The organism is Pantoea sp. X-Soil-OKNW-713 (genome assembly GCF_059730685.1).
Genome location: NZ_AP035995.1, coordinates 4,015,222 through 4,040,357, shown reverse-complemented (window position 1 = coordinate 4,040,357; position 25,136 = coordinate 4,015,222). Strand labels below are relative to the sequence as shown.

At 53.5% G+C, this 25,136-nt stretch carries 36 protein-coding genes; 34 read left to right on the top strand and 2 right to left on the bottom strand.

Translation table 11 applies throughout. The features are described from left to right. Window positions 1-47: 47 nt before the first annotated feature. The 5 genes from AC6I8R_RS18905 to tauD all read left to right on the top strand — a co-directional run bounded on the left by AC6I8R_RS18905 (window position 48) and on the right by tauD (window position 4,244). On the top strand, window positions 48-650 hold the full coding sequence (locus tag AC6I8R_RS18905) for a LysE family translocator (RefSeq protein WP_021184819.1): 603 nt from the start codon (window positions 48-50) through the stop codon (window positions 648-650). Window positions 651-818: 168 nt separating this feature from the next. Beyond that, window positions 819-1,799, top strand: coding sequence for a taurine ABC transporter substrate-binding protein (gene tauA / locus AC6I8R_RS18900; RefSeq protein ID WP_021184818.1), 981 nt, complete (start codon window positions 819-821; stop codon window positions 1,797-1,799). Window positions 1,800-1,810: 11 nt separating this feature from the next. Next, window positions 1,811-2,578 carry a taurine ABC transporter ATP-binding subunit gene (tauB, locus tag AC6I8R_RS18895; protein ID WP_021184817.1) on the top strand — a complete coding sequence of 256 codons (768 nt, stop codon included), beginning with the start codon at window positions 1,811-1,813 and terminating at the stop codon, window positions 2,576-2,578. Next, window positions 2,575-3,408, top strand: coding sequence for a taurine ABC transporter permease TauC (gene tauC / locus AC6I8R_RS18890; protein WP_021184816.1), 834 nt, complete (start codon window positions 2,575-2,577; stop codon window positions 3,406-3,408). Before tauB ends, tauC begins: the two co-directional genes overlap by 4 nt. After that, window positions 3,405-4,244 (top strand): taurine dioxygenase, encoded by an 840-nt coding sequence (tauD, locus tag AC6I8R_RS18885; protein ID WP_415173677.1) that lies wholly within the window; start codon window positions 3,405-3,407, stop codon window positions 4,242-4,244. The genes tauC and tauD overlap by 4 nt, the downstream gene beginning before the upstream one ends. Before the next feature lie 46 nt (window positions 4,245-4,290). Here tauD and AC6I8R_RS18880 read toward each other — a convergent pair whose 3' ends face one another. Next, a complete protein-coding gene (locus tag AC6I8R_RS18880) occupies window positions 4,291-6,198 on the bottom strand; it encodes an ABC transporter ATP-binding protein (RefSeq protein WP_497832684.1) in 1,908 nt (635 codons plus the stop codon). A 116-nt stretch (window positions 6,199-6,314) separates the two neighbouring features. Between AC6I8R_RS18880 and kefG the strand changes: the two genes are divergently transcribed. From kefG to slyD, 4 genes are all read left to right on the top strand, one after another. Next, entirely contained in the window at window positions 6,315-6,866 is a 552-nt protein-coding gene (gene kefG, locus AC6I8R_RS18875; protein ID WP_021184813.1) for a glutathione-regulated potassium-efflux system ancillary protein KefG, read from the top strand. Continuing rightward, window positions 6,866-8,671, top strand: a complete 1,806-nt coding sequence (kefB, locus tag AC6I8R_RS18870) for a glutathione-regulated potassium-efflux system protein KefB (protein ID WP_021184812.1) — start codon at window positions 6,866-6,868, stop codon at window positions 8,669-8,671. The genes kefG and kefB overlap by 1 nt, the downstream gene beginning before the upstream one ends. A 34-nt stretch (window positions 8,672-8,705) precedes the next feature. Then, entirely contained in the window at window positions 8,706-8,906 is a 201-nt protein-coding gene (locus tag AC6I8R_RS18865) for a YheV family putative zinc ribbon protein (protein ID WP_152521888.1), read from the top strand. Window positions 8,907-9,102: 196 nt separating this feature from the next. After that, window positions 9,103-9,660, top strand: a complete 558-nt coding sequence (gene slyD, locus AC6I8R_RS18860) for a peptidylprolyl isomerase (RefSeq protein WP_021184811.1) — start codon at window positions 9,103-9,105, stop codon at window positions 9,658-9,660. Window positions 9,661-9,694: 34 nt separating this feature from the next. Here the strand turns inward: slyD and AC6I8R_RS18855 are convergent, their stop codons facing one another. Further along, on the bottom strand, window positions 9,695-9,913 hold the full coding sequence (locus AC6I8R_RS18855; RefSeq protein ID WP_013510780.1) for a protein SlyX: 219 nt from the start codon (window positions 9,911-9,913) through the stop codon (window positions 9,695-9,697). Window positions 9,914-10,184: 271 nt separating this feature from the next. On the opposite strand from AC6I8R_RS18855, the gene fkpA reads away from it, so the two are divergent. The 25 genes from fkpA to rplE all read left to right on the top strand — a co-directional run bounded on the left by fkpA (window position 10,185) and on the right by rplE (window position 25,128). Further along, window positions 10,185-11,015 carry an FKBP-type peptidyl-prolyl cis-trans isomerase gene (gene fkpA, locus AC6I8R_RS18850; protein ID WP_021184810.1) on the top strand — a complete coding sequence of 277 codons (831 nt, stop codon included), beginning with the start codon at window positions 10,185-10,187 and terminating at the stop codon, window positions 11,013-11,015. A gap of 168 nt (window positions 11,016-11,183) precedes the next feature. Continuing rightward, complete coding sequence (locus AC6I8R_RS18845; RefSeq protein ID WP_013510778.1) at window positions 11,184-11,906, top strand: helix-turn-helix transcriptional regulator; 723 nt, start codon at window positions 11,184-11,186, stop codon at window positions 11,904-11,906. Further along, entirely contained in the window at window positions 11,906-12,292 is a 387-nt protein-coding gene (gene tusD, locus AC6I8R_RS18840; protein WP_021184809.1) for a sulfurtransferase complex subunit TusD, read from the top strand. Before AC6I8R_RS18845 ends, tusD begins: the two co-directional genes overlap by 1 nt. Beyond that, a complete protein-coding gene (tusC, locus tag AC6I8R_RS18835; RefSeq protein ID WP_415173681.1) occupies window positions 12,292-12,651 on the top strand; it encodes a sulfurtransferase complex subunit TusC in 360 nt (119 codons plus the stop codon). The genes tusD and tusC overlap by 1 nt, the downstream gene beginning before the upstream one ends. A gap of 9 nt (window positions 12,652-12,660) precedes the next feature. After that, window positions 12,661-12,948, top strand: coding sequence for a sulfurtransferase complex subunit TusB (gene tusB / locus AC6I8R_RS18830; protein WP_415173682.1), 288 nt, complete (start codon window positions 12,661-12,663; stop codon window positions 12,946-12,948). 130 nt (window positions 12,949-13,078) lie between these two features. After that, complete coding sequence (gene rpsL / locus AC6I8R_RS18825) at window positions 13,079-13,453, top strand: 30S ribosomal protein S12 (RefSeq protein ID WP_003852912.1); 375 nt, start codon at window positions 13,079-13,081, stop codon at window positions 13,451-13,453. Between the two features lie 96 nt (window positions 13,454-13,549). Next, window positions 13,550-14,020: a 30S ribosomal protein S7 gene (gene rpsG / locus AC6I8R_RS18820; protein WP_013510774.1), complete on the top strand. Its 471-nt coding sequence runs from the start codon at window positions 13,550-13,552 to the stop codon at window positions 14,018-14,020. Between the two features lie 93 nt (window positions 14,021-14,113). Next, window positions 14,114-16,228 (top strand): elongation factor G, encoded by a 2,115-nt coding sequence (gene fusA / locus AC6I8R_RS18815; RefSeq protein ID WP_013510773.1) that lies wholly within the window; start codon window positions 14,114-14,116, stop codon window positions 16,226-16,228. A 69-nt stretch (window positions 16,229-16,297) separates the two neighbouring features. Next, window positions 16,298-17,482, top strand: a complete 1,185-nt coding sequence (tuf, locus tag AC6I8R_RS18810) for an elongation factor Tu (RefSeq protein ID WP_013507398.1) — start codon at window positions 16,298-16,300, stop codon at window positions 17,480-17,482. 183 nt (window positions 17,483-17,665) lie between these two features. Further along, a complete protein-coding gene (gene bfd, locus AC6I8R_RS18805; protein ID WP_021186410.1) occupies window positions 17,666-17,860 on the top strand; it encodes a bacterioferritin-associated ferredoxin in 195 nt (64 codons plus the stop codon). A gap of 100 nt (window positions 17,861-17,960) precedes the next feature. Further along, complete coding sequence (bfr, locus tag AC6I8R_RS18800) at window positions 17,961-18,443, top strand: bacterioferritin (protein WP_021186409.1); 483 nt, start codon at window positions 17,961-17,963, stop codon at window positions 18,441-18,443. 314 nt (window positions 18,444-18,757) lie between these two features. Next, window positions 18,758-19,069, top strand: coding sequence for a 30S ribosomal protein S10 (rpsJ, locus tag AC6I8R_RS18795; RefSeq protein WP_006120582.1), 312 nt, complete (start codon window positions 18,758-18,760; stop codon window positions 19,067-19,069). A gap of 32 nt (window positions 19,070-19,101) precedes the next feature. Continuing rightward, window positions 19,102-19,728: a 50S ribosomal protein L3 gene (gene rplC, locus AC6I8R_RS18790; RefSeq protein WP_021186408.1), complete on the top strand. Its 627-nt coding sequence runs from the start codon at window positions 19,102-19,104 to the stop codon at window positions 19,726-19,728. Window positions 19,729-19,738: 10 nt separating this feature from the next. Further along, window positions 19,739-20,344, top strand: coding sequence for a 50S ribosomal protein L4 (rplD, locus tag AC6I8R_RS18785; RefSeq protein ID WP_013510769.1), 606 nt, complete (start codon window positions 19,739-19,741; stop codon window positions 20,342-20,344). Beyond that, window positions 20,341-20,643, top strand: a complete 303-nt coding sequence (gene rplW / locus AC6I8R_RS18780; RefSeq protein WP_010618574.1) for a 50S ribosomal protein L23 — start codon at window positions 20,341-20,343, stop codon at window positions 20,641-20,643. Before rplD ends, rplW begins: the two co-directional genes overlap by 4 nt. Before the next feature lie 17 nt (window positions 20,644-20,660). After that, entirely contained in the window at window positions 20,661-21,482 is an 822-nt protein-coding gene (gene rplB / locus AC6I8R_RS18775) for a 50S ribosomal protein L2 (RefSeq protein ID WP_013510768.1), read from the top strand. Window positions 21,483-21,498: 16 nt separating this feature from the next. Next, window positions 21,499-21,777, top strand: coding sequence for a 30S ribosomal protein S19 (rpsS, locus tag AC6I8R_RS18770; protein ID WP_001138115.1), 279 nt, complete (start codon window positions 21,499-21,501; stop codon window positions 21,775-21,777). A 13-nt stretch (window positions 21,778-21,790) separates the two neighbouring features. Next, window positions 21,791-22,123 carry a 50S ribosomal protein L22 gene (gene rplV, locus AC6I8R_RS18765; RefSeq protein WP_007891659.1) on the top strand — a complete coding sequence of 111 codons (333 nt, stop codon included), beginning with the start codon at window positions 21,791-21,793 and terminating at the stop codon, window positions 22,121-22,123. Window positions 22,124-22,140: 17 nt separating this feature from the next. Beyond that, complete coding sequence (gene rpsC / locus AC6I8R_RS18760) at window positions 22,141-22,839, top strand: 30S ribosomal protein S3 (protein WP_009087585.1); 699 nt, start codon at window positions 22,141-22,143, stop codon at window positions 22,837-22,839. Window positions 22,840-22,851: 12 nt separating this feature from the next. Beyond that, the gene (gene rplP / locus AC6I8R_RS18755; protein ID WP_002438716.1) at window positions 22,852-23,262 is read left to right on the top strand and encodes a 50S ribosomal protein L16; all 411 of its coding nucleotides are present in this window, start codon (window positions 22,852-22,854) and stop codon (window positions 23,260-23,262) included. Further along, on the top strand, window positions 23,262-23,453 hold the full coding sequence (gene rpmC / locus AC6I8R_RS18750; protein ID WP_021186407.1) for a 50S ribosomal protein L29: 192 nt from the start codon (window positions 23,262-23,264) through the stop codon (window positions 23,451-23,453). Before rplP ends, rpmC begins: the two co-directional genes overlap by 1 nt. Then, complete coding sequence (gene rpsQ / locus AC6I8R_RS18745; RefSeq protein ID WP_013510766.1) at window positions 23,453-23,707, top strand: 30S ribosomal protein S17; 255 nt, start codon at window positions 23,453-23,455, stop codon at window positions 23,705-23,707. Before rpmC ends, rpsQ begins: the two co-directional genes overlap by 1 nt. A gap of 170 nt (window positions 23,708-23,877) precedes the next feature. Further along, window positions 23,878-24,249, top strand: a complete 372-nt coding sequence (gene rplN / locus AC6I8R_RS18740; protein ID WP_013510765.1) for a 50S ribosomal protein L14 — start codon at window positions 23,878-23,880, stop codon at window positions 24,247-24,249. Between the two features lie 10 nt (window positions 24,250-24,259). After that, window positions 24,260-24,574: a 50S ribosomal protein L24 gene (gene rplX / locus AC6I8R_RS18735; protein WP_013510764.1), complete on the top strand. Its 315-nt coding sequence runs from the start codon at window positions 24,260-24,262 to the stop codon at window positions 24,572-24,574. A gap of 14 nt (window positions 24,575-24,588) precedes the next feature. Further along, complete coding sequence (gene rplE, locus AC6I8R_RS18730; protein ID WP_013510763.1) at window positions 24,589-25,128, top strand: 50S ribosomal protein L5; 540 nt, start codon at window positions 24,589-24,591, stop codon at window positions 25,126-25,128. Window positions 25,129-25,136 lie beyond the last annotated feature (8 nt).

Here is a 25,136-nt window from a genome sequence, read left to right as displayed (position 1 = left end):
TTCGATGGGTTTTTTGGCTTTCCTGGGTGAGGAGCACCCGAATCAACATGGAACTGAGTCTGTTTTTGTCAATGCTGGGCTTTCTCTGGGTCGCTGCGATCACGCCAGGGCCTAATAATATGTTACTTACCGCCTCCGCTGCCAACTTTGGCTTTCTGCGTTCTTTCCCGTTGTTAATCGGCATCATGATCGGTATGCAGGCGATGCTGCTGATGGTGGCCTTTGGCGTAGGTGGCCTTATCCTACTCTATCCTGCCTTACATCTGGTTCTGAAAATCGCCGGTAGCCTGTATCTGCTGTGGCTGGCATGGAAAATCGCCACGGCGGAATATGAGCAACTGGATACGGATTCGGCCCCGCCGGTGCCAACGCCGTTCTGGCAGGGCGGGTTACTGCAACTGATTAATCCAAAGGCGTGGCTGATGGCGTTGGGGGCCGTAGCCAGCTTTAGCCTGGCGGGGGCCGCTTACCTGCACTCGGTGGTAGCAATCAGCGTCGGAATGGCGTTGGTGAATGTGGTTTCCGGGGTGATCTGGATGGGCTTCGGCTCACTGATTGGTCGTTTGCTGCGAAGCCCGCGTGCGTGGAAAATCTTTAACCTGGCGATGGGAATCCTGACCGCCGCCTGTGTGCTGTTGATTTGGCACTAAGCCAATCCGAGGCGCGTCTGACGCGCCTTTTTTGTATTTGCGTATTCTGCATAGTCTTGCCCGATGATTGCCTAAGAACCGATTTTCATTAGGGATAATTTTTAATTCCTTTATGAAACCATTACTGCTGGCGACACTGCACCCAACATAAAAATATTGGGGTGTACGATGATGGCAGTGAAGAAAACCATAACCACATTGGCAGCAACGCTGGCGTTGCTGACCTTCCAGGCCGAGGCGGTTAACGTCACGGTGGCGTACCAGACTTCGGCGGAACCGGCCAAAGTGGCACAGGCCGACAATACCTTCGCCAAACAGAGCGGCGCGACCGTTGACTGGCGTAAGTTTGATAGCGGAGCCAGCGTGTTACGTGCGCTGGCGTCCGGCGATGTCCAGATTGGCAACATCGGCTCCAGCCCGCTGGCGGTAGCGGCCACGCAGCAACTGCCGATCGAGGCCTTCCTGTTGGCTTCGCAGCTCGGAAATTCCGAAGCGTTGGTGGTGAAGAAATCCATCAACAATCCCAAAGATCTCATCGGCAAACGGATTGCCGTCCCCTTTATCTCCACCACCCATTACAGCCTGCTGGCGGCGCTGAAACATTGGGGTATCAAACCCACGGACGTCCAACTGGTGAACCTGCAACCCCCCGCGATCATTGCCGCCTGGCAGCGTGGCGATATTGATGGTGCCTACGTCTGGGCACCGGCAGTTAACGAACTGGAGAAGGATGGCAAGGTGCTGACCGACTCCTCGCAGGTGGGAAAATGGGGCGCGCCGACGCTGGATGTCTGGGTGGTGCGTAAAGACTTTGCGCAGCAGCATCCAGAAATTGTCACCGCCTTTGCCCGCAGCGCCCTGGACGCGCAGAGAGCCTACATCGACAACCCTCAACAGTGGCTGAAGCAGCCGGATAACCTCAGCAAGCTGTCGCGTCTGAGCGGTGTGCCGGAAGCGCAGGTGCCGGGACTGGTGGAAGGCAACACCTATCTGACCGCGCAGCAGCAACTGGAGCAGCTCGGCAAGCCGGTGAACAAGGCGATTGTCGATACCGCGCACTTCCTGAAAGAGCAGGGCAAGGTGCCGGACGCCGCCAGTGATTACAGCAGCTTCGTGACTACCCGCTTCGTTGCCCCCTTAGTGAAATAACCGGAGGTCCTATGCTCAGCATCACCCATCTGAATGCGCGTTACGCCGGACAACCTGCGTTGCAGGATATCAATCTGCAACTGGATCAGCGTGAACTGCTGGTGGTGCTGGGACCGTCAGGCTGTGGCAAAACCACGCTGCTGAATTTAATCGCCGGATTCCTGCCGCTGGAGTCCGGCAGCATCACACTGGATGGCAAATCGGTTAACGGGCCGGGCGCTGAACGTGGCGTGGTGTTTCAGAACGAAGGGCTGCTGCCGTGGCGCAATGTGATCGACAACGTGGCCTTTGGTCTGCAACTGGCGGGGATGGCAAAAGCGGAGCGTCATAGCATCGCGCGTCGTCTGATTCGCAAAGTCGGGCTGGAGGGAGCGGAAAAGCGTTTTATCTGGCAGCTCTCTGGGGGTCAACGTCAGCGCGTGGGGATTGCGCGTGCGCTGGCGGCTGACCCTCAGCTGCTGCTGTTAGATGAACCCTTCGGCGCGCTTGATGCCTTTACCCGTGAACAGATGCAAACCCTGTTACTGACGCTGTGGCGCGATACCGGCAAGCAGATCCTGTTGATTACGCATGACATTGAGGAAGCGGTGTTCCTCGCCAGCGAGCTGGTGCTGCTCTCGCCTGGGCCAGGACGCGTGGTGGAGCGGCTGAAACTCGATTTTGGTCAACGCTTCGCTGACGGGGAACCCTGCCGCAGCATTAAATCCGATCCGGCGTTTATTGCACGCCGCGAATACGTGCTGAATCAGGTGTTTGCCCAGCGGGAGGCGTTTGCATGAGCGCATTAATTGATGACAAAGCACGGGCGGCGCGCCGTCGCCGTGGCCTGCGTTGGCCGTTTTCCCGGCAATTGTCGCTCAGTTTGCTGAGCGTCGCGGTGCTGTTGCTGGTGTGGTGGGGCGTTACGGCATTGGGATTGATTGCGCCGCTGTTTCTGCCTGCGCCGCAGCAGGTGCTGAAAAAGCTGCTGTTGATTGCCAGCCCGCAGGGCTTTATGGATGCCACGCTGTGGCAGCATCTCGGTGCCAGCCTGACGCGCATGCTGGTGGCGCTGTTTTTTGCGGCGCTGATCGGCATTCCGGTTGGGATTGCGATGGGGCTGAGTCCGGCGATTCGTGGGCTGCTCGATCCGTTGATTGAACTCTACCGCCCGGTGCCGCCGCTGGCTTATCTGCCGTTGATGGTGATCTGGTTCGGCATTGGCGAAACCTCAAAAATCTTACTGATTTATCTGGCGATTTTCGCGCCTGTCACCTTGTCCACGTTGGCCGGGGTGAAAAATGCGCAGCAGGTCCGTATCCGTGCCGCACAGGCGCTGGGTGCCACGCGCTGGCAACTGCTGCGCTGGGTGATTCTGCCGGGGGCGTTGCCGGAAATCCTGACCGGGCTGCGTATCGGCCTCGGGGTGGGGTGGTCAACGCTGGTCGCCGCCGAGTTAATTGCCGCCACGCGCGGCCTCGGTTTTATGGTGCAGTCAGCCGGGGAGTTTCTGGCGACGGATGTGGTGCTGGCGGGCATCCTGGTGATTGCGTTGATCGCGTTTAGTTTAGAACTGGGTCTGCGCGCTTTGCAGCGTCGCCTGACGCCGTGGAATGGAGAGCAGCAATGAACGAACGTGTGACTTTTAGCGCACTGGGGCCGAATATCGGTGCGCAGGTGAGCGATGTGGATCTCAGTCGCCCGCTGAGCGATGCGCAATTTGAACAGCTTTATCATGGCCTGTTGCGGCATCAGGTGTTGTTCCTGCGTAATCAGGTGATTACCCCGGAGCAGCAGCGTGCGCTGGCGGTACGCTTCGGTGATTTACATATTCATCCCGTCTATCCCCATGCGCCGGGCGTGGAAGAAATCATCGTGCTGGATACCCATCAGGATAATCCGCCGGATAACGACAACTGGCACACCGATGTCACCTTTATCGAAACACCCCCGGCGATTGCCATTCTGGCTTCTAAGCTGTTGCCGGAAAGCGGCGGTGATACGTTGTGGGCCAGCGGCATTGCGGCGTATGAGGCGTTATCGGAACCCTTTAAGACGTTGTTGGCCGGGTTGCGGGCCGAGCACGATTTTAAAAAGTCTTTTCAGGAGTTCAAATATCGCAAAACTGCAGAGGAACATCAGCGCTGGCAGCAGGCGGTGGCGAAACATCCGCCGGTGACGCATCCGGTGATCCGCACTCACCCGGTTAGCGGGCGTAAGGCGTTATTCGTCAATGAAGGATTTACCACGCGGCTGATTGGGTTGAGTGAAAAGGAGAGCGATGCCCTGCTGGGCTTCCTGTTCGCCCATATTACGAAGCCGGAGTTTCAGGTGCGCTGGCGTTGGCAGGAGAATGATGTGGCGATTTGGGATAACCGCGTGACGCAGCATTACGCTAATGCGGATTATTATCCGGCGCGGCGGGTGATGCAGCGCGCGACGGTTTTAGGCGATGTTCCGGTGTAACACGTCCGTATCGGCGCGATAAATCGCGCCGATACGGAATGGGCTGTTATGGTGCGGCCAGCATCTGCTCCAGCTGTTCTTGCGCATCCAGCCACGCCATTTCCACCTCTTCCAGCGCCGATTTACTCTCTGCCTGGCGCTGGAGCGCAGCGGTCAGATCCGCTTTGCGGCTCTGATCATAAATTGCGCTGTCTGACAGCAGCTGCTCAGCTTCACTCAACTGGCTCTGCCACTTGGCCATCTGCTTTTCGAGTTTCTCAATCTCTTTACGCAGCGGCTGAGTCTGGGCGCGCAGTTCGGCGTCACGGCGCTTCTGATCTTTACGGGCCTGGGCGCTGTTGCCGCTATCCTGCCTGGGGGCGGCATCCTGTTGCGCCTGCTGTTTTTGCAGGTCGCTCAACCACTGCTGGTAATCTTCCAGGTCACCTTCGAAGATATCCACTTTACGATCGTGTACCAGATAGAGGTCATCGGTGGTGGCGCGCAGCAGATGGCGGTCATGCGACACCACCACCAGGGCGCCTTCAAAATCAATCAGCGCTTCGGTCAGAGCCTGACGCATATCGAGATCGAGGTGGTTGGTTGGTTCGTCGAGCAGCAACAGGTTGGGACGCTGCCAGACGATCAACGCCAGTACCAGACGGGCCTTCTCACCACCGGAGAAACGTTCGGTCACTTCACTGACTTTATCGCCCTGGAAGCCAAAACCACCCAGATAATCGCGTAGTTGCTGTTCCAGCGTTTTCGGCGCGATACGTGCCAGATGCTGCAATGGCGACTCATCGGCACGTAAAAATTCCAACTGGTGCTGCGCGAAGTAACCCAGTTTTATGCCTTTCGCCAGACCAATTTCGCCATCGATGGGGGTTAGCTCACCGGCCAGCAGCTTGATCAGCGTCGATTTACCCGCGCCATTCCGCCCCAGCAGGCCAATACGCGAACCCGGCACCAGGTTAAGTTTGATGGCGTCAAGAATGATGCGGTCGCCGTAGCCCGCAGTCACTTTTTCCATTTTTAACAATGGATTCGGCAGGCTTTCCGGTGGACGGAAGCTAAAGCTGAACGGGTTATCAACGTGTGCCGGGGCAATCAGTTCCATGCGCTCCAGCATTTTGATACGGCTCTGCGCCTGTTTGGCTTTGGTGGCCTGCGCGCGGAAACGATCGATATAACTTTGCAGGTGCGCCACTTTTTCCTGCTGGCTTTGATACAACGCTTGCTGCTGTGCCAGTTTGGCGACGCGCTGACGTTCAAACGAGCTGTAGTTACCGGTGTACTCAAACATCGTTTGCTGTTCGATGTGGATGATCTTATCCACCACCGGATCGAGGAAGTCGCGGTCGTGCGAGATCAGGATCAGGGTGCCTTCGTAGCTTTTCAGCCAGCGTTCCAGCCAGATCACCGCATCGAGATCGAGGTGGTTGGTCGGTTCATCAAGCAGCAGCAAATCGGAACGGCACACCAGCGCTTGTGCAAGGTTGAGGCGCATACGCCAGCCACCGGAGAAGTCACTCACCGGGCGTTGAAGCTGTTCCTGGCTGAAGCCCAGACCGTGTAACAGGCTTGACGCGCGGGCATGGATACTCCACGCCTGTACGGCATCCAGCTTGCCATGCAGCAGCGCGATGGCATTGCCGTCATTGCGTGCGTTGGCATCGGCTAATTCGGACTCCAGCTGACGATATTCGCGGTCGCCATCGATAACATATTCCAGCGCGGCTTTGCTCAGCGCCGGGGTTTCCTGATTGACCCACGCCAGCGCCCAGTTGCCCGGGAAGGTGGCGCTACCGGCATCACTGCTCATTTCACCTTTGAGCAGCGACAACAGCGTGGATTTGCCGCAGCCGTTTTTACCCACCAGGCCCACTTTCTGGCCGGGGTTAATGGTCGCAGTTGCGTTATCCAGCAGCACATTGGTGCCGCGACGAATTTGTAACGAGGAGAAGACAATCATAAGCGCCGTATCGTCAGAATATGTTAATTTACTGGCAACATAATTAGATGAACTGTTAGTTGCGTCGAGCATGGTAGCGGAATTCCTGCGCTATGACGACGCTTTGGAGGGGAACGATGTCGCAGCCACCCAAAATCCTGCTGCTTTACGCCCATCCGGAATCACAGGATTCGATTGCTAATCGGGTTTTGCTGCAGTCGGCTATGGAACTGGACCACGTCACGGTGCACGATTTATACGCCCACTATCCGGATTTTTTTATCGATATTCACTATGAGCAGCAACTGCTGCGTGAACATCAAATCGTGGTTTTCCAGCATCCGCTTTATACCTACAGCTGCCCGGCGCTGCTGAAGGAGTGGCTGGATCGCGTGTTGTCGCGTGGCTTTGCCAGCGGCGTGGATGGCAATGCGCTGGAGGGGAAATACTGGCGTAGCGTGGTCACCACCGGTGAGCCGGAAACCGCCTATTCGCAACAGGGACTGAACCGCTACCCGATGAGTGACATCATGCGGCCGTTTGAGCTGACGGCACAGATGTGCCGTATGCACTGGATGACACCGATGGTGATCTACTGGGCGCGGCGTCAGACACCGGCAGTGCTGCGTAATTTTGCGCAGGCTTACAGCGACTGGCTTTCTGCGCCGTTGCCGCAGGGAGGTGCCTGATGGAAGGTCAAACGTTGCTGACTGCGGGTGTCATCTATCTGGTGGCGGCGGTGCTGATTGTGCCGATCGCCGCGCGGCTGGGTATTGGCGCGGTGCTGGGTTATCTGCTGGCGGGTATTGCCATCGGCCCCTGGGGGCTGGGTTTCATCAGCGATGTGGATGAGATTCTGCACTTCTCCGAACTTGGCGTGGTGTTCCTGATGTTTATCATCGGCCTTGAGCTGAACCCGGCAAAACTCTGGGCGCTGCGGCGTTCGATTTTTGGTGTGGGTGCGGCCCAGGTGCTGATTTCTGCGGCGATTCTCGGTGTTCTGCTGTGGCTGACCGATTTCTCCTGGCAGGCGGCGGTGATTGGCGGTATCGGTCTGGCGATGTCATCCACCGCGATGGCGTTGCAGTTGATGCGCGATAAAGGGATGAACCGGAGCGAAGCCGGGCAGCTCGGTTTCTCGGTGTTGTTGTTCCAGGACCTGGCGGTGATCCCGGCGTTGGCGCTGGTGCCCCTGCTGGCGGGTGGCGACAGTGGCCATGTGGACTGGCTGAAGGTTGGCATGAAGGTGCTGGCCTTTGCCGGGATGCTGATTGGTGGCCGTTTCCTGTTGCGTCCTATTTTCCGCTTTATCGCTGCCTCCGGTGTGCGTGAAGTCTTCACGGCAGCTTCGTTGTTGCTGGTGCTCGGCTCCGCACTGTTTATGGATGCCCTGGGCCTGTCGATGGCGCTCGGGACCTTTATCGCCGGTATCCTGTTGGCGGAAAGTGAGTATCGTCATGAACTGGAAGTGGCGATCGAACCGTTTAAGGGGCTGCTGCTGGGGTTGTTCTTTATCTCCGTCGGCATGGCGCTCAACCTCGGCGTGCTCTACACCCACATCCTGGAAATTCTGCTGGGCGTGGTGATCCTGGTGATGGTGAAAACGCTGGTGCTGTATGTGCTGGCGCGGGTATATGGCCTGCGTAGTTCGGAGCGTCAGCAGTTTGCCGGGGTGCTGAGTCAGGGCGGGGAATTTGCCTTTGTGCTGTTTTCGGCGGCCGCGTCGGCGAAGCTGTTTAGTGGCGATCAACTGCCGTTGTTGCTGGTGACGGTGACGCTGTCGATGATGACCACGCCGCTGCTGATGCAGGGGATTGATCGTCTGCTGGCGCATCGCTTTAATGAGGCGGAAGACGATAGCGAGAAGCCCTTTGTTGAAGATGACCAACCGCAGGTGATCGTGGTCGGTTTTGGTCGTTTCGGACAAGTGGTGGGGCGTTTGCTGATGGCAAACAACAAACGCATCACGGTGCTGGAACGCGATATCTCGGCCGTCAGCCTGATGCGTAAATATGGCTACAAGGTTTATTATGGCGATGCAACCGAGCTGGAGCTGCTGCGAGCGGCGGGTGCGGCAACGGCGCAATCAATTGTTATCACCTGTAATGAGCCGGAAGATGCCATGACCATTGTGCATCTCTGCCAGCAGCATTTCCCACAGCTGAAGATTTTGGCGCGGGCGCGTGGTCGTGTGGAAGCACACGAGCTATTGCAGGCGGGCGTGACGCTGTTCTCGCGTGAAACCTTCTCCAGTGCGCTGGAATTGGGACGCAAGGCGCTGATCTCGCTGGGTATGCATCCGCATCAGGCGCAGCGTGCGCAACATCATTTCCGTCGTCTGGATATGCGTATGCTGCGTGAGTTGATGCCTAACCAGCAAACCGATAGCGCGACCGTTTCACGCGTGCGTGAGGCGCGGCGCGAGCTGGAAGATATCTTCCAGCGCGAAATGCAGCATGAGAAGCGTCAGTTTGATGGCTGGGATGATGAGTAACTACACTTACCTTATCCGTGTGTAACGGGCAGGAATCAGTATGCGTAAACGTTTTATTGCCGGTGCGGTGTGCCCGCACTGTCAGCAGAAGGACACGCTGGCGATGTGGCGTGAAAACAATGTGGACGTGGTGGAATGCGTGAAGTGCGGGCATCAGATGCGCGAAGCCGATAAGCAGGTGCGCGATCAGGTACGCAGTCAGGAGCAGGTGATCGGCATTTTTCATCCCGAGTAGCGTGATGGCGCAGCTTTTTTTAAGCTTAAACTTACAGCGGGATTGAATTCCGCTACAATCGGCGCCATTAACGCTGAGCAGTATGCGGCATTGCGTTGTCAGCATCCTCAGTCTTGAACCTTTCTGGTTGGTGTTTTTGCTCGCAAAAATGGACCAATGAGACGGGATTCGCAGTTCTCAACGGTTAGGAGATATCATGAAAGTAGCAAAAGACCTGGTGGTGAGCCTGGCGTATCAGGTTCGTACCGAAGACGGTGTGTTGGTTGACGAGTCACCGGTGAGTGCACCGTTGGACTATCTGCACGGTCATGGTTCCCTGATTTCTGGTCTGGAAAAAGCGCTGGAAAATCACGCGGTAGGTGACAAGTTTGACGTGCATATCCCGGCAAACGACGCTTACGGTCAGTACGATGACAATCTGGTGCAGCGTGTACCGAAAGATGTCTTCATGGGCGTGGACGAATTGCAGGTTGGCATGCGCTTCCTGGCAGAAACCGACCAGGGTCCGGTACCGGTTGAAATCACTGAAGTTGAAGACGAGCATGTTGTGGTTGATGGTAACCATATGCTGGCGGGTCAGAACCTGAACTTCAACGTTGAAGTGGTTGCGATTCGTGAAGCGACGCCGGAAGAACTGGCGCACGGTCATGTTCATGGTGAACACGGTCATCACCACGATCATGATCACGACCACGGTCATGATCACGGCCAGGGCGGCTGCGGCGGCCACGGCGGTTGCGGTTGCAACCACTAAGTATTTCAGGGCCACCTTCGCGGTGGCCTTTTCTTTAGTAGTGCGGTGGTGGGGTTTCTTCAGATTGCGATGCAATCATGGATGGCGCGGCTGCCTTCACTTTATCGACCAACAGACGCACCTGCTCGCGCAGTTTGCTCATCTCCAGTTCATGTTGAACCACCGTCTGATTGAGCTGATCAATGGTGTGTTCCTGAAAAGCCAGTTTGCTTTCCAGCGCCTCAAGGCGTTGCTCCCATTCTGCTTGTTCCATCACCACTCCTCATATTACGGTGCTTGCGTATTGCGGGCGAGATTCTACGTGTTTTACCCCGGAATCGTCTGGTTTTTTGCGTAAATCCACAGGGGTGCTTGAATCTGGACATTATGCCACCATCTCTGATGAAACTTCCTGATGCAAAAAAGGTCAGAGGTTGACCGGATAATTACGTTGTGGGAGTGTTCGCCGCTGCCACGTAAAGTTATAGTGTGGGCCACAGTCCGCAATGATTCCCGAGGCGAGAGGCTTCGGTTTTGGAGAAAGGATGAAATCACTGTTTAAAGTCACATTGTTAGCTACCACAATGGCCATCGCACTGAATGCCCCGCTGGCAATGGCCGCTGAAGCGACCACCGCCCCGGCTGATGCTGCTCAGGCTGCGCCGCAGGCACCGAAAAATGCTGCCTTCAAAAATGAAGATCAGCAATCAGCCTATGCGCTGGGTGCTTCTCTGGGTCGCTACATGGACAACTCTCTTAAGGAACAAGAGAAACTGGGCATCAAACTGGACAAGCAACAGCTGATTGCTGGTGTTCAGGACGCGTTCGGCGGCAAGAGCAAACTCTCTGATGAAGAGATCGAGCAAACTCTGCAGGCGTTTGAAGGCCGCGTGAAAGGCGCTGCTCAGGCGAAGATGGAAAAAGACGCGAAAGAGAATGCTGATAAAGGCACCGCTTTCGCTGACAAATTCGCCAAAGAGAAAGGCGTGAAGAAAACTGAGTCTGGCCTGCTGTACCAGGTTGAGAAAGAAGGTACTGGCGACGCACCGAAAGACAGCGATACCGTGGTGGTGAACTACAAAGGCACCCTGATTGACGGTACCGAGTTCGACAACTCCTACACCCGTGGCGAGCCGCTGTCATTCCGTCTGGATGGTGTGATTCCAGGCTGGACCGAAGGTCTGAAGCATGTGAAGAAAGGCGGCAAGATCAAGCTGGTCATCCCACCGCAGCTGGCCTACGGTAAAAACGGCGTGCCGGGTATTCCGGCGAACTCTACGCTGGTGTTCGATGTTGAGCTGCTCGACATCAAACCGGCGCCGAAAGCCGATGAAAAAGCACAGGCTCCGGCCGCTGCTGATAAGAAAGCGCAGTAATCTGCCTACCGCCGCCTCAGTGCGGCGGTTTCATTTCTGATGGATGACAAAGCTCTGGCATAACCCGGCGACATTTGCCAGACTAACGCCTGCACAACTACTACTATCAAAATGAGTCTGCCCCAGAGCTGCCGTGACAGGCTCCAGCCATTTAGGGTGATGTCTTCGATGTCTAATCCATTCAATCCCGGTGAACTGACTGACTTCGATTTACTGGAGCAACGTCCGTTTGAGCAAGCAGACTACGATATCCTGAAATCCTATGAGGCTGTCGTCGATGGCCTGGCGATGCTGATTGGCTCGCACTGTGAAATCGTGCTGCATTCACTGGAAGATTTAAAATGCTCCGCTGTGCGTATCGCCAATGGCGAACACACCGGACGTAAAGTCGGATCACCGATTACCGACCTGGCGCTGCGCATGTTGCATGACATGCACGGTGCGGATAGTAATGTCTCAAAAGCCTACTTCACCCGTGCCAAAAGTGGCGTACTGATGAAGTCGGTGACGATTGCTATTCGTAATCGCCAGCAGCGAGTCATTGGCCTGCTGTGCATCAACATGAACCTCGATGTGCCTTTCTCGCAGATTATGTCGACCTTTATGCCGCCAGAGATGCAGCAGGTTGACTCTAACGTGAACTTTGCCAGCTCGGTAGAAGACCTGGTGATGCAAACGCTGGAGTTTACCATTGAGGAAGTGAGCGCCGATCGCAATGTATCCAACAATGCCAAGAATCGTCAGATTGTGCTTAACATGTACGAGAAGGGCATTTTCGATATTAAAGACGCGATTAATCAGGTTGCCGATCGCCTCAATATCTCCAAGCACACGGTGTATCTCTATATTCGTCAGTTTAAAAGCGGCGATTTTCAGGGACAGGATCGTTAATGCGCTACACCCTGCTGGTCACTGGCCCGGCTTACGGTACCCAACACGCCAGCAGCGCGTTGCTATTCGCCCGTGCATTGTTACAGGCCGGGCATCAGCTTGAGAGCGTGTTTTTTTATCGTGAAGGTGTGCTGAATGCCAATCAGCTGACGGCACCCGCCAGTGATGAAGTCGATATGGTGCGCGAGTGGCAGCAGCTTCAGCAATCGCACGGTGTGGCGTTGAATATTTGCGTGGCTGCGGCGTTGCGGCGTGGTGTCACTGACGCTCAGGAAGCTGCGCGCTTGCAGTTGGCAGGCAGTAATCTGCAACCCGGATTCGTATTAAGCGGGCTTGGCGCATTGGCGGAAGCCTCACTGACCTGTGACCGTTTGGTGCAATTCTGATGAACCGTGTGGCTTTTCTTTTTACTCAGTCTCCCCACGGCAGCAGCGCTGGCAGGGAAGGGCTGGATGCGGTACTGGCAACCGCTGCGCTCAGCGAAGATATTGCGCTGTTTTTTATTGGCGATGGGGTACTGCAACTTAATTGCGATCAACAGCCTGAGCCGATTCTGGCACGTAACTATATCGCCACCTTTGGCGTGCTGGCGCTTTATGATATCGACCAGTGTTTTGTCTGTGAGGAATCACTGCATACACGCGGATTCAACGCTGCGTCACCGCGTGTGATACCCGCTGAGGTGCTGGACGCGGCTGCGCTACGCCAGAAACTGGCGACTTATCATCGCATCATTCGCTTCTGAGACTTCACCATGCTCTACACCCTTATGCATTCACCCTGGCAATGCGATATCGATACCTTATTGTTGCTGCTGGAGCCGGAGGATGATCTGTTGCTGCTCCAGGACGGCGTGACGGCCGCGTTATTGGGTAGTGCCATGCTGGAAAAGTTACAAAACACCCCGGCAAAACTTTGGGTGTTGCAGGAAGATGTGGTGGCGCGTGGCCTGGTTGCACAAATTTCGACCAGCGTAACCTGCGTGGACTATACTGAATTCGTTGCTTTAACGGCGAAGCACCAGCAGCAAATAGCCTGGTAGTACGCTAAAACCTGGTTATTTCTTGACACCCTTTTGACACAGCCCTAAAATTCTGCCTCCTCGTAGTAATACGAGGCGATTTATTACGTGTTTACGAAGCAAAAGCTAAAGCAAATCCAGGAGCTATTTAATGGCAACAGTTAACCAGCTGGTTCGCAAACCACGCGTCCGCAAAGTTGCAAAGAGCAACGTGCCGGCGCTGGAAGCTTGCCCGCAAAAACGTGGTGTTTGTACTCGTGTGTACACCACTACCCCGAAAAAACCTAACTCAGCGCTGCGTAAAGTTTGCCGTGTGCGTCTGACTAACGGTTTCGAAGTGACTTCCTACATCGGTGGTGAAGGTCACAACCTGCAGGAGCACTCCGTGATCCTGATCCGTGGCGGTCGTGTTAAAGACCTGCCAGGTGTGCGTTACCACACCGTTCGTGGCGCGCTGGACTGCTCAGGTGTTAAAGACCGTAAGCAGGCTCGCTCCAAGTATGGCGTGAAGAAGCCAAAGGCTTAATGGTTCTCCGTTAAGTAAGGCCAAACGTTTTAACTTAAATGTCAAACTAAACTCGTAGAGTTTTGGACAATCCTGAATTAACAACGGAGTATTTCCATGCCACGTCGTCGCGTCATTGGTCAGCGTAAAATTCTGCCGGATCCTAAGTTCGGATCAGAGCTGCTGGCTAAATTTGTAAATATCCTGATGGTAGATGGTAAAAAATCTACCGCTGAATCAATCGTTTATACCGCTCTTGAGACCCTGGCTCAGCGTTCTGGTAAAAACGAGCTGGAAGCCTTTGAAGTAGCCCTCGAAAACGTACGTCCGACTGTCGAAGTTAAGTCACGTCGCGTTGGTGGTTCTACCTATCAGGTACCAGTAGAAGTCCGTCCGGTTCGTCGTAATGCTCTGGCAATGCGTTGGATCGTAGAAGCTGCTCGTAAACGCGGTGATAAATCTATGGCTCTGCGCCTGGCGAACGAACTTTCTGATGCTGCAGAAAACAAAGGTACTGCAGTTAAGAAACGTGAAGACGTTCACCGTATGGCAGAAGCCAACAAGGCGTTCGCTCACTACCGCTGGTAACAGCCACGTAGTTGTTGTTAAACCAGCGGGCGCTCAAACGGCCAACCCGCTGGGGTCGACTAACTTTGAACGTCCGAAAAACCGAGGAATAAAATGGCTCGTACAACACCCATTGCGCGCTACCGTAACATCGGTATCAGTGCACACATCGACGCCGGTAAGACTACCACTACCGAGCGTATCCTGTTCTACACCGGTGTTAACCACAAAATCGGTGAAGTACACGATGGCGCAGCAACAATGGACTGGATGGCGCAGGAGCAGGAGCGTGGTATTACCATCACCTCCGCAGCGACTACTGCGTTCTGGTCAGGTATGGCTAAGCAGTTTGAGCCGCACCGCATCAACATCATCGACACCCCGGGACACGTTGACTTCACCATCGAAGTAGAACGTTCCATGCGTGTGCTCGACGGCGCAGTAATGGTTTACTGTGCAGTAGGTGGCGTGCAGCCGCAGTCTGAAACCGTATGGCGTCAGGCTAACAAATACAAAGTTCCGCGTATTGCGTTCGTTAACAAAATGGACCGCATGGGTGCGAACTTCCTGAAAGTTGTAGGTCAGATCAAAACCCGTCTGGGCGCGAACCCGGTTCCGCTGCAGCTGGCTATCGGTGCAGAAGAGAACTTCACCGGTGTTGTTGACCTGATCAAAATGAAAGCTATCAACTGGAACGATGCTGACCAGGGTACTACCTTCGTTTACGAAGATATCCCGGCTGACATGCAGGACCTGGCTGAAGAATGGCGTTCAAACCTGATCGACTCTGCTGCCGAAGCTTCTGAAGAGCTGATGGACAAGTACCTGGGCGGCGAAGAGCTGACCGAAGAAGAGATCAAAGGCGCTCTGCGTCAGCGCGTACTGAACAACGAGATCATCCTCGTGACCTGTGGTTCTGCATTTAAGAACAAAGGTGTTCAGGCGATGCTGGATGCAGTTGTTGAGTTCCTGCCAGCTCCGACCGACGTACCGGCAATTAACGGTATGCTGGACGATGGTAAAGATACTCCGGCTGAGCGTCACGCTAGCGATGATGAGCCTTTCTCTGCACTGGCATTCAAAATCGCAACTGACCCGTTCGTGGGTAACCTGACGTTCTTCCGCGTGTACTCTGGTGTGGTTAACTCCGGTGACACCGTGCTGAACTCAGTGAAATCTGCGCGCGAGCGTTTTGGCCGTATCGTTCAGATGCACGCCAACAAGCGTGAAGAGATCAAAGAAGTTCGTGCGGGCGACATCGCTGCAGCAATCGGCCTGAAAGACGTGATCACCGGTGATACTCTGTGTGATCCAAACGCGCCGATCATCCTGGAGCGTATGGAGTTCCCTGAGCCGGTAATCTCTATCGCCGTTGAGCCGAAAACCAAAGCTGACCAGGAAAAAATGGGTCTGGCTCTGGGTCGTCTGGCGAAAGAAGACCCGTCATTCCGCGTATGGACTGACGAAGAGTCTAACCAGACCATCATCGCTGGTATGGGTGAGCTGCACCTCGACATCATCGTTGACCGCATGAAGCGTGAATTCAACGTTGAAGCGAACGTGGGCAAACCGCAGGTTGCTTACCGCGAAGCGATTCGCGCGAAAGTTACCGATATCGAAGGTAAACACGCCAAGCAGTCTGGTGGTCGTGGTCAGTATGGTCATGTCATCATCGACATGTACCCGCTGGAGCCGGGTTCAAACCCGAAAGGCTACGAGTTCGTCAACGACATCAAAGGTGGTGTGATTCCTGGCGAATACATCCCTGCGGTTGACAAAGGTATCCAGGAACAGCTGAAATCAGGTCCGCTGGCTGGTTATCCGGTAGTTGATCTGGGTGTTCGTCTGCACTTCGGTTCATACCATGATGTTGACTCCTCAGAACTGGCATTTAAACTCGCTGCTTCTATCGCCTTTAAAGATGGCTTTAAGAAAGCGAAGCCGGTACTGCTTGAGCCGATCATGAAGGTTGAAGTTGAGACGCCGGAAGAGAACACTGGTGACGTCATCGGTGACCTGAGCAGCCGTCGTGGTATTCTGCGCGGTCAGGAATCCAACGTAACTGGCGTTGTGATTCACGCTGAGGTTCCGCTGTCTGAAATGTTCGGATACGCGACTCAGTTGCGTTCTCTGACCAAAGGCCGTGCTTCTTACTCCATGGAGTTCCTGAAGTACGATGATGCGCCGAACAACGTCGCTCAGGCCGTTATTGAAGCTCGTGGCAAATAAGGCTACGGTTTAAAAATTGTGAACTGATGCCTTCATCACTGATGAAGGCATAACGTAAGGATTATCGCCATGGCGAAAGAGCAATTTCAACGTAACAAACTGCACGTAAACGTGGGCACCATCGGTCACGTTGACCACGGTAAAACCACTCTGACTGCTGCAATCACCACCGTTCTGGCTAAAACCTACGGCGGCCAGGCTCGTGCATTCGACCAGATCGACAACGCGCCGGAAGAGAAAGCTCGTGGTATCACCATCAACACTTCTCACGTTGAGTACGAAACCCCGACTCGCCACTACGCGCACGTTGACTGCCCGGGCCACGCCGACTATGTGAAAAACATGATCACCGGTGCTGCTCAGATGGATGGCGCAATCCTGGTTGTTGCTGCGACTGACGGCCCGATGCCGCAGACCCGTGAGCACATCCTGCTGGGTCGCCAGGTAGGCGTTCCGTACATCATCGTGTTCCTGAACAAATGTGACATGGTTGATGACGAAGAGCTGCTGGAACTGGTTGAGATGGAAGTTCGTGACCTGCTGTCACAGTATGACTTCCCGGGCGACGACACTCCGATCGTTCGTGGTTCAGCTCTGAAAGCGCTGGAAGGCGACGCAGAGTGGGAAGCGAAAATCGTTGAGCTGGCTGGCCACCTGGATACTTACATCCCGGATCCGGTTCGTGCAATCGACCTGCCGTTCCTGCTGCCGATCGAAGACGTATTCTCAATCTCTGGCCGTGGTACTGTAGTAACCGGTCGTGTTGAGCGCGGTATCGTTAAAGTTGGTGACGAAGTAGAAATCGTTGGTATCAAAGCGACTGCGAAATCAACCTGTACTGGCGTTGAAATGTTCCGCAAACTGCTGGACCAGGGTCAGGCAGGCGAGAACTGTGGTGTTCTGCTGCGTGGTATCAAGCGTGAAGACATCCAGCGTGGTCAGGTACTGGCTAAGCCGGGCACCATCAAGCCGCACACTCAGTTCGAATCAGAAGTGTACGTACTGTCTAAAGACGAAGGCGGCCGTCATACTCCGTTCTTCAAAGGCTACCGTCCTCAGTTCTACTTCCGTACTACTGACGTAACAGGTTCAGTAGAACTGCCGGAAGGCGTAGAGATGGTAATGCCGGGCGACAACATCAAAATGGTTGTTACCCTGATTCACCCGATCGCAATGGACGAAGGTCTGCGCTTCGCAATCCGCGAAGGCGGCCGTACCGTTGGTGCGGGCGTTGTTGCTAAAGTTATCGCTTAATTGCGCTGACGCAGGTGGCTATTTCGGTAGCCACTTGAGCACGAAAAGAAGAGCACTTCGGTGCTCTTTTTTTATGCCTGAATTTCCCCCCTCTGATATCTAATCCCACACAAAATCCAGGTTTGAAATAAAAACCATTCTCATTTACACTTTGATCAGAAAATGTACCGGAGTCCGTAGTAAATGTACGTCTGCCTGTGTAATGCCGTGAGTGATAAAACCCTTCGCGAAGTAGTCCGTCGCTATCAGCCCAAATCTATTCAGCATTTGCGCCAACTGGTTCCTATTGGCAAACAGTGTGGCAAATGCATCCGTGTCGCGCGTGAAATCATGGATGACGAACTCCAGCAGGTACCGCTGTATAAAGAGATCGCCTGATTCACGAACCGGAATGGAATAACCACAAAAACTGTCGCGTTTTTTTGACTTCTTTTTATCCGCATCTACGCTCTAATTAACTGGAAGCGGAGGAAGCGAAATGAAGGGCGACACTAAAATCATAAATCATCTCAACAAATTGCTGGGGAATGAGTTGGTTGCTATCAACCAGTACTTTCTTCATGCACGTATGTTCAAAAACTGGGGTTTAACACGCCTCAATGATGTGGAATACCACGAGTCCATTGATGAAATGAAACATGCGGACAAGTACATTGAACGCATTCTGTTTCTTGAAGGGATTCCCAACTTGCAGGATCTTGGCCGGTTACGGATTGGCGAGGATGTGCCGGAAATGCTGCAATCCGATCTGGCACTGGAACTGGAAGGGGCGAAGGATTTGCGTGAAGCCATCGCCTATGCTGACAAAGTCCACGATTACGTCAGCCGCGATATGATGATTGAGATTCTTGCCGACGAAGAACACCACATTGATTACCTGGAAACCGAGCTGGAGCTGATTAATAAAATCGGGATTCAGAATTACTTGCAGGTACAAATCAAAGAAGAGGGCGACAGTTAGGCTGATTTCACCCTCACGCTATGCCCAGCCCGCAGCGTTCTGTGATCGCTGCGGGCTTTTCTTTTCCCGTTACGTCCTTTTCTGGTTAAAAACGCATCATGGGTTGCTTCCTGAACAGATTTGCGTATAATGCGCGGGCCTGCCGATATTGGCCGGCGCGATTCGAGCAGAATCGCAGGTGGTTATTAAGCTAGGCCACCTGACAATACTCCCAATTGGGGAGTTATATGCTGAACGATTACACTCCTCCATCAATCGTAATGGGTGTGGGTAGTAATTTTTTTCGTTTATAAAATGTTTGGAGCCTTGGTCTCATGTCGAACCAAAGAATCCGTATCCGTCTTAAAGCGTTTGATCATCGTCTGATCGATCAATCAACCGCGGAAATCGTTGAGACTGCCAAGCGCACTGGTGCGCAGGTACGTGGTCCGATCCCGCTGCCGACTCGCAAAGAGCGTTTTACCGTTCTGATCTCTCCGCACGTCAACAAAGATGCGCGTGATCAGTACGAAATCCGCACTCACAAGCGTCTGGTAGACATCGTTGAGCCAACTGAAAAAACCGTTGATGCACTGATGCGTCTGGATCTGGCTGCCGGTGTTGACGTGCAGATCAGCCTGGGTTAATCAGGTCATCGAGCGATTGAGAGGTTGATACAATGAGTGGTTTAGTCGGTAAAAAAGTGGGCATGACCCGCATCTTCACTGAAGATGGCGTTTCAATCCCAGTAACCGTTATTGAAGTTGAAGCAAACCGCGTTACCCAGGTGAAAACTCTGGAGAACGATGGTTACCAGGCGATCCAGGTTACCACCGGTGCTAAAAAAGCTAACCGTGTGACCAAACCTGAAGCTGGTCACTTTGCTAAAGCTGGCGTTGAAGCTGGCCGTGGTCTGTGGGAATTCCGCACCGAAGGTGAAGAGTTCGCTGTTGGCCAGAGCATCAGTGTTGAAATCTTCGCTGAAGTGAAAAAAGTAGACGTAACCGGTACCTCTAAAGGTAAAGGTTTCGCAGGTACCGTTAAGCGCTGGAACTTCCGTACCCAGGACGCGACTCACGGTAACTCCTTGTCTCACCGCGTACCGGGTTCTATCGGTCAGAACCAGACTCCGGGCAAAGTGTTCAAAGGCAAGAAAATGGCTGGTCAGCTGGGTAATGAGCGCGTAACCGTTCAGAGCCTGGAAGTAGTACGTGTTGACGCTGAGCGCAACCTGCTGCTGGTGAAAGGTGCAGTTCCGGGTGCGACCGGTAGCGACCTGATCGTTAAACCGGCTGTGAAGGCGTAAGGGGATAGCAATGGAATTAGTATTGAAAGACGCGCAGAGCGCGCTGACTGTTTCCGAAACTACCTTCGGTCGTGATTTCAACGAAGCGCTGGTTCACCAGGTTGTTGTTGCCTACGCTGCTGGTGCTCGTCAGGGTACTCGTGCGCAGAAAACTCGTGCTGAAGTAACTGGTTCAGGCAAAAAGCCTTGGCGTCAGAAAGGCACCGGCCGTGCGCGTTCAGGTTCTATTAAGAGCCCGATCTGGCGTTCAGGTGGCGTGACCTTCGCTGCACGTCCTCAGGACCACAGTCAAAAAGTTAACAAAAAGATGTACCGCGGCGCGCTGAAAAGCATCCTGTCCGAGCTGGTACGTCAGGACCGTCTGATCGTTGTCGAATCATTCTCTGTTGAAGCACCGAAAACCAAGCTGCTGGCACAGAAACTGAAAGACATGGCGCTGGAAGACGTGCTGATCATCACCGGCGAACTGGATGAGAATCTGTTCCTGGCTGCGCGTAACCTGTACAAGGTTGACGTGCGCGATGCAGCAGGTATCGACCCAGTTAGCCTGATCGCCTTCGACAAAGTCGTTATGACTGCTGAAGCAGTTAAGCAAGTTGAGGAGATGCTGGCATGATCCGTGAAGAACGTCTGCTGAAAGTACTGCGCGCGCCGCACGTATCTGAAAAAGCATCTACCGCGATGGAAAAAACCAATACCATCGTTCTCAAAGTTGCTAAAGACGCGACCAAAGCAGAGATCGTTGCTGCTGTTGAGAAACTGTTCGAAGTAGAAGTTAAAGACGTAAACACCCTGGTTGTTAAGGGTAAAGTTAAGCGTCACGGACAGCGTATCGGTCGTCGTAGCGACTGGAAAAAAGCTTACGTCACCCTGAAAGAAGGCCAGAACCTGGACTTCGTCGGCGGCGCTGAGTAAGTCGGAGGAGAAAGACAATGGCAGTTGTTAAATGTAAACCGACATCTCCGGGTCGTCGTCACGTAGTTAAAGTGGTGAACCCTGAGCTGCACAAGGGCAAACCATTTGCTCCGTTGCTGGAAAAAAACAGCAAATCCGGTGGTCGTAACAACAATGGTCGTATCACTACCCGTCATATCGGTGGTGGTCACAAGCAGGCTTACCGTATTGTTGACTTCAAACGCAACAAAGATGGTATCCCGGCAGTTGTTGAGCGTCTTGAGTACGATCCGAACCGTTCTGCGAACATCGCACTGGTTCTGTACAAAGATGGCGAGCGCCGTTACATCCTGGCCCCTAAAGGCCTGAAAGCTGGCGACCAGATTCAGTCTGGCGTTGATGCTGCGATCAAAGCGGGTAACACCCTGCCGATGCGTAACATCCCAGTGGGTTCTACCGTTCACAACGTAGAAATGAAACCAGGCAAAGGCGGTCAGATTGCTCGCTCAGCTGGTGCTTACGTGCAGATCGTTGCGCGTGAAGGTTCCTACGTTACCCTGCGTCTGCGTTCAGGTGAAATGCGTAAAGTCGAAGCTGACTGCCGCGCAACTCTGGGCGAAGTCGGTAACGCTGAGCACATGCTGCGCGTTCTGGGTAAAGCCGGTGCAACTCGTTGGCGCGGTGTTCGTCCTACCGTTCGCGGTACTGCGATGAACCCAGTCGATCACCCGCACGGTGGTGGTGAAGGTCGTAACTTTGGTAAGCACCCGGTAACTCCGTGGGGCGTTCAGACCAAAGGTAAGAAGACCCGTAGCAACAAGCGTACTGATAAATTTATCGTACGTCGCCGTAGCAAATAATTTTAGAGGATAAGCCATGCCACGTTCTCTCAAGAAAGGTCCTTTTATTGACCTGCACTTGCTGAAGAAGGTAGAGAAAGCGGTGGAAAGCGGAGACAAGAAGCCCCTGCGCACCTGGTCCCGTCGTTCAACGATCTTCCCTAACATGATCGGTTTGACCATCGCTGTCCATAATGGTCGTCAGCACGTTCCTGTCTTTGTTTCCGACGAAATGGTCGGCCACAAGCTGGGTGAATTTGCACCGACACGTACTTATCGCGGCCACGCTGCTGATAAGAAAGCCAAGAAGAAATAAGTAGGAGGAAGAGATGGAAACTATTGCTCAACATCGCCATGCTCGTTCTTCTGCTCAGAAGGTTCGCCTCGTTGCTGACCTGATTCGCGGTAAGAAAGTGTCGCAGGCTCTGGATATTCTGACTTACACCAACAAGAAAGCGGCTGTACTGGTTAAGAAAGTCCTGGAATCTGCCATTGCTAACGCCGAACACAACGATGGCGCTGATATCGACGATCTGAAAGTTGCGAAAATTTTCGTAGATGAAGGCCCAAGCATGAAGCGCATTATGCCTCGTGCAAAAGGTCGTGCAGATCGCATCCTGAAGCGCACCAGCCACATTACTGTGGTTGTGTCCGATCGCTGAGACTCTGGAGACTAGCAATGGGTCAGAAAGTACATCCTAATGGTATTCGCCTGGGTATTGTAAAACCATGGAACTCTACCTGGTTTGCGAACACCAAAGAATTCGCTGACAACCTGGACAGCGATTTTAAAGTACGTCAGTTCCTGACTAAAGAACTGGCAAAAGCGTCTGTATCACGCATCGTTATCGAGCGTCCGGCTAAGAGCATCCGTGTGACCATTCACACCGCTCGCCCGGGTATCGTTATCGGTAAGAAAGGTGAAGACGTTGAGAAACTGCGTACGGTCGTCGCGAATATCGCTGGCGTTCCTGCACAGATCAACATCGCTGAAGTCCGTAAACCGGAACTGGACGCGAAACTGGTAGCTGACAGCATCACTTCACAGCTGGAGCGTCGTGTGATGTTCCGTCGTGCTATGAAGCGTGCAGTTCAGAACGCCATGCGTCTGGGCGCGAAGGGTATTAAAGTTGAAGTTAGCGGCCGTCTGGGCGGCGCGGAAATCGCACGTACCGAATGGTACCGCGAAGGTCGCGTACCGTTGCACACTCTGCGTGCTGACATTGACTACAACACCTCTGAAGCGCACACCACTTATGGTGTAATCGGCGTTAAGGTATGGATCTTCAAAGGTGAGATCCTGGGTGGTATGGCTGCTGTTGAACAACCGGAACCGGCTGCTCAACCTAAAAAGCAGCAGCGTAAAGGCCGTAAGTAAGGAGAGTCGCTGATGTTACAACCAAAGCGTACGAAATTCCGTAAAGTGCACAAAGGCCGTAACCGCGGTCTGGCGCAGGGTACGGATGTTAGCTTCGGTACTTTCGGTCTGAAAGCTGTTGGCCGTGGTCGTCTGACTGCACGTCAGATCGAAGCAGCACGTCGTGCTATGACCCGTGCAGTTAAGCGTCAAGGTAAGATCTGGATCCGTGTATTCCCGGACAAACCGATCACCGAGAAGCCGCTGGAAGTGCGTATGGGTAAAGGTAAGGGTAACGTGGAGTATTGGGTTGCCCTGATCCAGCCTGGTAAAGTCCTGTATGAAATGGACGGCGTACCGGAAGAGCTGGCCCGTGAAGCATTCAAGCTGGCAGCAGCAAAACTGCCTATCAAAACCACCTTTGTAACTAAGACGGTGATGTAATGAAAGCAACTGAGCTGCGTGAAAAAAGCGTTGAAGAGCTGAACGCTGAGCTGCTTAACCTGCTGCGTGAGCAGTTTAACCTGCGCATGCAGGCAGCATCTGGCCAACTGCAGCAGACCCATCTGCTGAAGAATGTGCGCCGTGATGTTGCACGCGTTAAGACTTTACTGACTGAGAAGGCGGGTGCGTAATGACCGATAAAATCCGTACTCTGCAAGGTCGTGTTGTTAGTGACAAAATGCAGAAATCTGCAGTTGTTGCTATCGAGCGTTTCGTGAAGCACCCGATCTACGGTAAATTCATTAAGCGTACGACTAAGCTGCACATCCACGACGAGAACAACGAATGCGGTATCGGCGACGTGGTTGAAATCCGCGAATGCCGTCCGCTGTCCAAGACTAAGTCCTGGACTCTGGTTCGCGTTGTAGAGAAAGCGGTTCTGTAATAGAATCTGCTTCCTCTAAAAAATAAGATGAACGGCTCTCGCGAGCCGTTCATTTTTTCTACCCATATGCAGGAACCGGTGTTATAATGCCGCGCCCTCAATTATGGGGCTTTTTAACGACCTGAGGTTTTGGGTCCCGAAGTAGTAGTTGACATTAGCGGAGCACTAAAATGATCCAAGAACAGACTATGCTGAACGTCGCCGACAACTCCGGTGCACGTCGCGTAATGTGTATCAAGGTTCTGGGTGGCTCGCACCGTCGCTACGCAGGCGTCGGCGATATCATCAAAGTTACCATCAAGGAAGCAATTCCGCGTGGTAAGGTGAAAAAAGGTGATGTCCTGAAGGCGGTAGTGGTGCGCACCAAGAAGGGTGTTCGTCGCCCGGACGGTTCTGTCATTCGCTTCGATGGCAACTCATGCGTTATTTTAAACAATAACTCTGAGCAGCCAATCGGAACGCGTATTTTTGGGCCGGTAACTCGTGAACTTCGCACTGAAAAGTTCATGAAAATTATCTCTCTGGCACCAGAAGTACTCTAAGGAGCGAACAATGGCAGCGAAAATCCGTCGTAACGACGAAGTTATCGTGCTTACCGGCAAAGACAAAGGTAAACGCGGTAAAGTAAAGAACGTCCTGACTTCTGGTAAAGTCATCGTTGAAGGTATCAACCTGGTTAAGAAACACTCTAAGCCGGTTCCGGCTCTGAACCAACCAGGTGGCATCGTTGAAAAAGAAGCTGCTATTCAGGTTTCTAACGTTGCAATCTTCAATGCGGCAACCGGCAAGGCTGACCGTGTAGGCTTTAGATTCGAAGACGGCAAAAAAGTCCGTTTCTTCAAGTCTAACAGCGAAACTATCAAGTAATTTGGAGTAGTACGATGGCGAAACTGCATGATTACTACAAAGACGAAGTAGTCCAGAAACTCATGACTGAGTTCGGCTACAATTCTGTCATGCAAGTCCCTCGGGTCGAGAAGATCACCCTGAACATGGGTGTTGGTGAAGCGATCGCTGACAAGAAACTGCTGGATAACGCAGCAGCTGACCTGGCAGCAATCTCCGGTCAAAAACCGCTGATCACCAAAGCACGCAAATCAGTTGCAGGCTTCAAAATCCGTCAGGGCTATCCGATCGGCTGTAAAGTAACTCTGCGCGGCGAGCGCATGTGGGAGTTCTTTGAGCGCCTGATCACTATTGCTGTACCGCGTATCCGTGACTTCCGTGGCCTGTCTGCGAAGTCTTTCGACGGTCGTGGTAACTACAGCATGGGCGTTCGTGAGCAGATCATCTTCCCAGAAATCGACTACGACAAAGTCGATCGCGTTCGTGGTTTGGATATTACCATTACCACTACTGCGAAATCTGATGATGAAGGCCGTGCTCTGCTGGCTGCCTTTGACTTCCCGTTCCGCAAGTAAGGTAGGGT

What these genes read in the sequence shown, in the direction of transcription:
- tuf (WP_013507398.1), top strand. Translation starts at nt 16,298, where the DNA reads ATGGCGAAAGAGCAATTTCAACGTAACAAACTGCACGTAAACGTGGGC.
- rplW (WP_010618574.1), top strand. Translation starts at nt 20,341, where the DNA reads ATGATCCGTGAAGAACGTCTGCTGAAAGTACTGCGCGCGCCGCACGTA.
- tusC (WP_415173681.1), top strand. Translation starts at nt 12,292, where the DNA reads ATGAACCGTGTGGCTTTTCTTTTTACTCAGTCTCCCCACGGCAGCAGC.
- kefB (WP_021184812.1), top strand. Translation starts at nt 6,866, where the DNA reads ATGGAAGGTCAAACGTTGCTGACTGCGGGTGTCATCTATCTGGTGGCG.
- rplD (WP_013510769.1), top strand. Translation starts at nt 19,739, where the DNA reads ATGGAATTAGTATTGAAAGACGCGCAGAGCGCGCTGACTGTTTCCGAA.
- rplC (WP_021186408.1), top strand. Translation starts at nt 19,102, where the DNA reads ATGAGTGGTTTAGTCGGTAAAAAAGTGGGCATGACCCGCATCTTCACT.
- rpsC (WP_009087585.1), top strand. Translation starts at nt 22,141, where the DNA reads ATGGGTCAGAAAGTACATCCTAATGGTATTCGCCTGGGTATTGTAAAA.
- fusA (WP_013510773.1), top strand. Translation starts at nt 14,114, where the DNA reads ATGGCTCGTACAACACCCATTGCGCGCTACCGTAACATCGGTATCAGT.
- tauB (WP_021184817.1), top strand. Translation starts at nt 1,811, where the DNA reads ATGCTCAGCATCACCCATCTGAATGCGCGTTACGCCGGACAACCTGCG.
- tauA (WP_021184818.1), top strand. Translation starts at nt 819, where the DNA reads ATGATGGCAGTGAAGAAAACCATAACCACATTGGCAGCAACGCTGGCG.
- rplX (WP_013510764.1), top strand. Translation starts at nt 24,260, where the DNA reads ATGGCAGCGAAAATCCGTCGTAACGACGAAGTTATCGTGCTTACCGGC.
- AC6I8R_RS18880 (WP_497832684.1), bottom strand. Translation starts at nt 6,198, where the DNA reads ATGATTGTCTTCTCCTCGTTACAAATTCGTCGCGGCACCAATGTGCTG.
- AC6I8R_RS18845 (WP_013510778.1), top strand. Translation starts at nt 11,184, where the DNA reads ATGTCTAATCCATTCAATCCCGGTGAACTGACTGACTTCGATTTACTG.
- tusB (WP_415173682.1), top strand. Translation starts at nt 12,661, where the DNA reads ATGCTCTACACCCTTATGCATTCACCCTGGCAATGCGATATCGATACC.
- rpmC (WP_021186407.1), top strand. Translation starts at nt 23,262, where the DNA reads ATGAAAGCAACTGAGCTGCGTGAAAAAAGCGTTGAAGAGCTGAACGCT.
- rplE (WP_013510763.1), top strand. Translation starts at nt 24,589, where the DNA reads ATGGCGAAACTGCATGATTACTACAAAGACGAAGTAGTCCAGAAACTC.
- tauD (WP_415173677.1), top strand. Translation starts at nt 3,405, where the DNA reads ATGAACGAACGTGTGACTTTTAGCGCACTGGGGCCGAATATCGGTGCG.
- slyD (WP_021184811.1), top strand. Translation starts at nt 9,103, where the DNA reads ATGAAAGTAGCAAAAGACCTGGTGGTGAGCCTGGCGTATCAGGTTCGT.
- AC6I8R_RS18905 (WP_021184819.1), top strand. Translation starts at nt 48, where the DNA reads ATGGAACTGAGTCTGTTTTTGTCAATGCTGGGCTTTCTCTGGGTCGCT.
- fkpA (WP_021184810.1), top strand. Translation starts at nt 10,185, where the DNA reads ATGAAATCACTGTTTAAAGTCACATTGTTAGCTACCACAATGGCCATC.
- bfr (WP_021186409.1), top strand. Translation starts at nt 17,961, where the DNA reads ATGAAGGGCGACACTAAAATCATAAATCATCTCAACAAATTGCTGGGG.
- tusD (WP_021184809.1), top strand. Translation starts at nt 11,906, where the DNA reads ATGCGCTACACCCTGCTGGTCACTGGCCCGGCTTACGGTACCCAACAC.
- bfd (WP_021186410.1), top strand. Translation starts at nt 17,666, where the DNA reads ATGTACGTCTGCCTGTGTAATGCCGTGAGTGATAAAACCCTTCGCGAA.
- rplP (WP_002438716.1), top strand. Translation starts at nt 22,852, where the DNA reads ATGTTACAACCAAAGCGTACGAAATTCCGTAAAGTGCACAAAGGCCGT.
- rpsQ (WP_013510766.1), top strand. Translation starts at nt 23,453, where the DNA reads ATGACCGATAAAATCCGTACTCTGCAAGGTCGTGTTGTTAGTGACAAA.
- rplN (WP_013510765.1), top strand. Translation starts at nt 23,878, where the DNA reads ATGATCCAAGAACAGACTATGCTGAACGTCGCCGACAACTCCGGTGCA.
- rplV (WP_007891659.1), top strand. Translation starts at nt 21,791, where the DNA reads ATGGAAACTATTGCTCAACATCGCCATGCTCGTTCTTCTGCTCAGAAG.
- tauC (WP_021184816.1), top strand. Translation starts at nt 2,575, where the DNA reads ATGAGCGCATTAATTGATGACAAAGCACGGGCGGCGCGCCGTCGCCGT.
- rplB (WP_013510768.1), top strand. Translation starts at nt 20,661, where the DNA reads ATGGCAGTTGTTAAATGTAAACCGACATCTCCGGGTCGTCGTCACGTA.
- kefG (WP_021184813.1), top strand. Translation starts at nt 6,315, where the DNA reads ATGTCGCAGCCACCCAAAATCCTGCTGCTTTACGCCCATCCGGAATCA.
- rpsL (WP_003852912.1), top strand. Translation starts at nt 13,079, where the DNA reads ATGGCAACAGTTAACCAGCTGGTTCGCAAACCACGCGTCCGCAAAGTT.
- rpsG (WP_013510774.1), top strand. Translation starts at nt 13,550, where the DNA reads ATGCCACGTCGTCGCGTCATTGGTCAGCGTAAAATTCTGCCGGATCCT.
- AC6I8R_RS18855 (WP_013510780.1), bottom strand. Translation starts at nt 9,913, where the DNA reads ATGGAACAAGCAGAATGGGAGCAACGCCTTGAGGCGCTGGAAAGCAAA.
- rpsS (WP_001138115.1), top strand. Translation starts at nt 21,499, where the DNA reads ATGCCACGTTCTCTCAAGAAAGGTCCTTTTATTGACCTGCACTTGCTG.
- rpsJ (WP_006120582.1), top strand. Translation starts at nt 18,758, where the DNA reads ATGTCGAACCAAAGAATCCGTATCCGTCTTAAAGCGTTTGATCATCGT.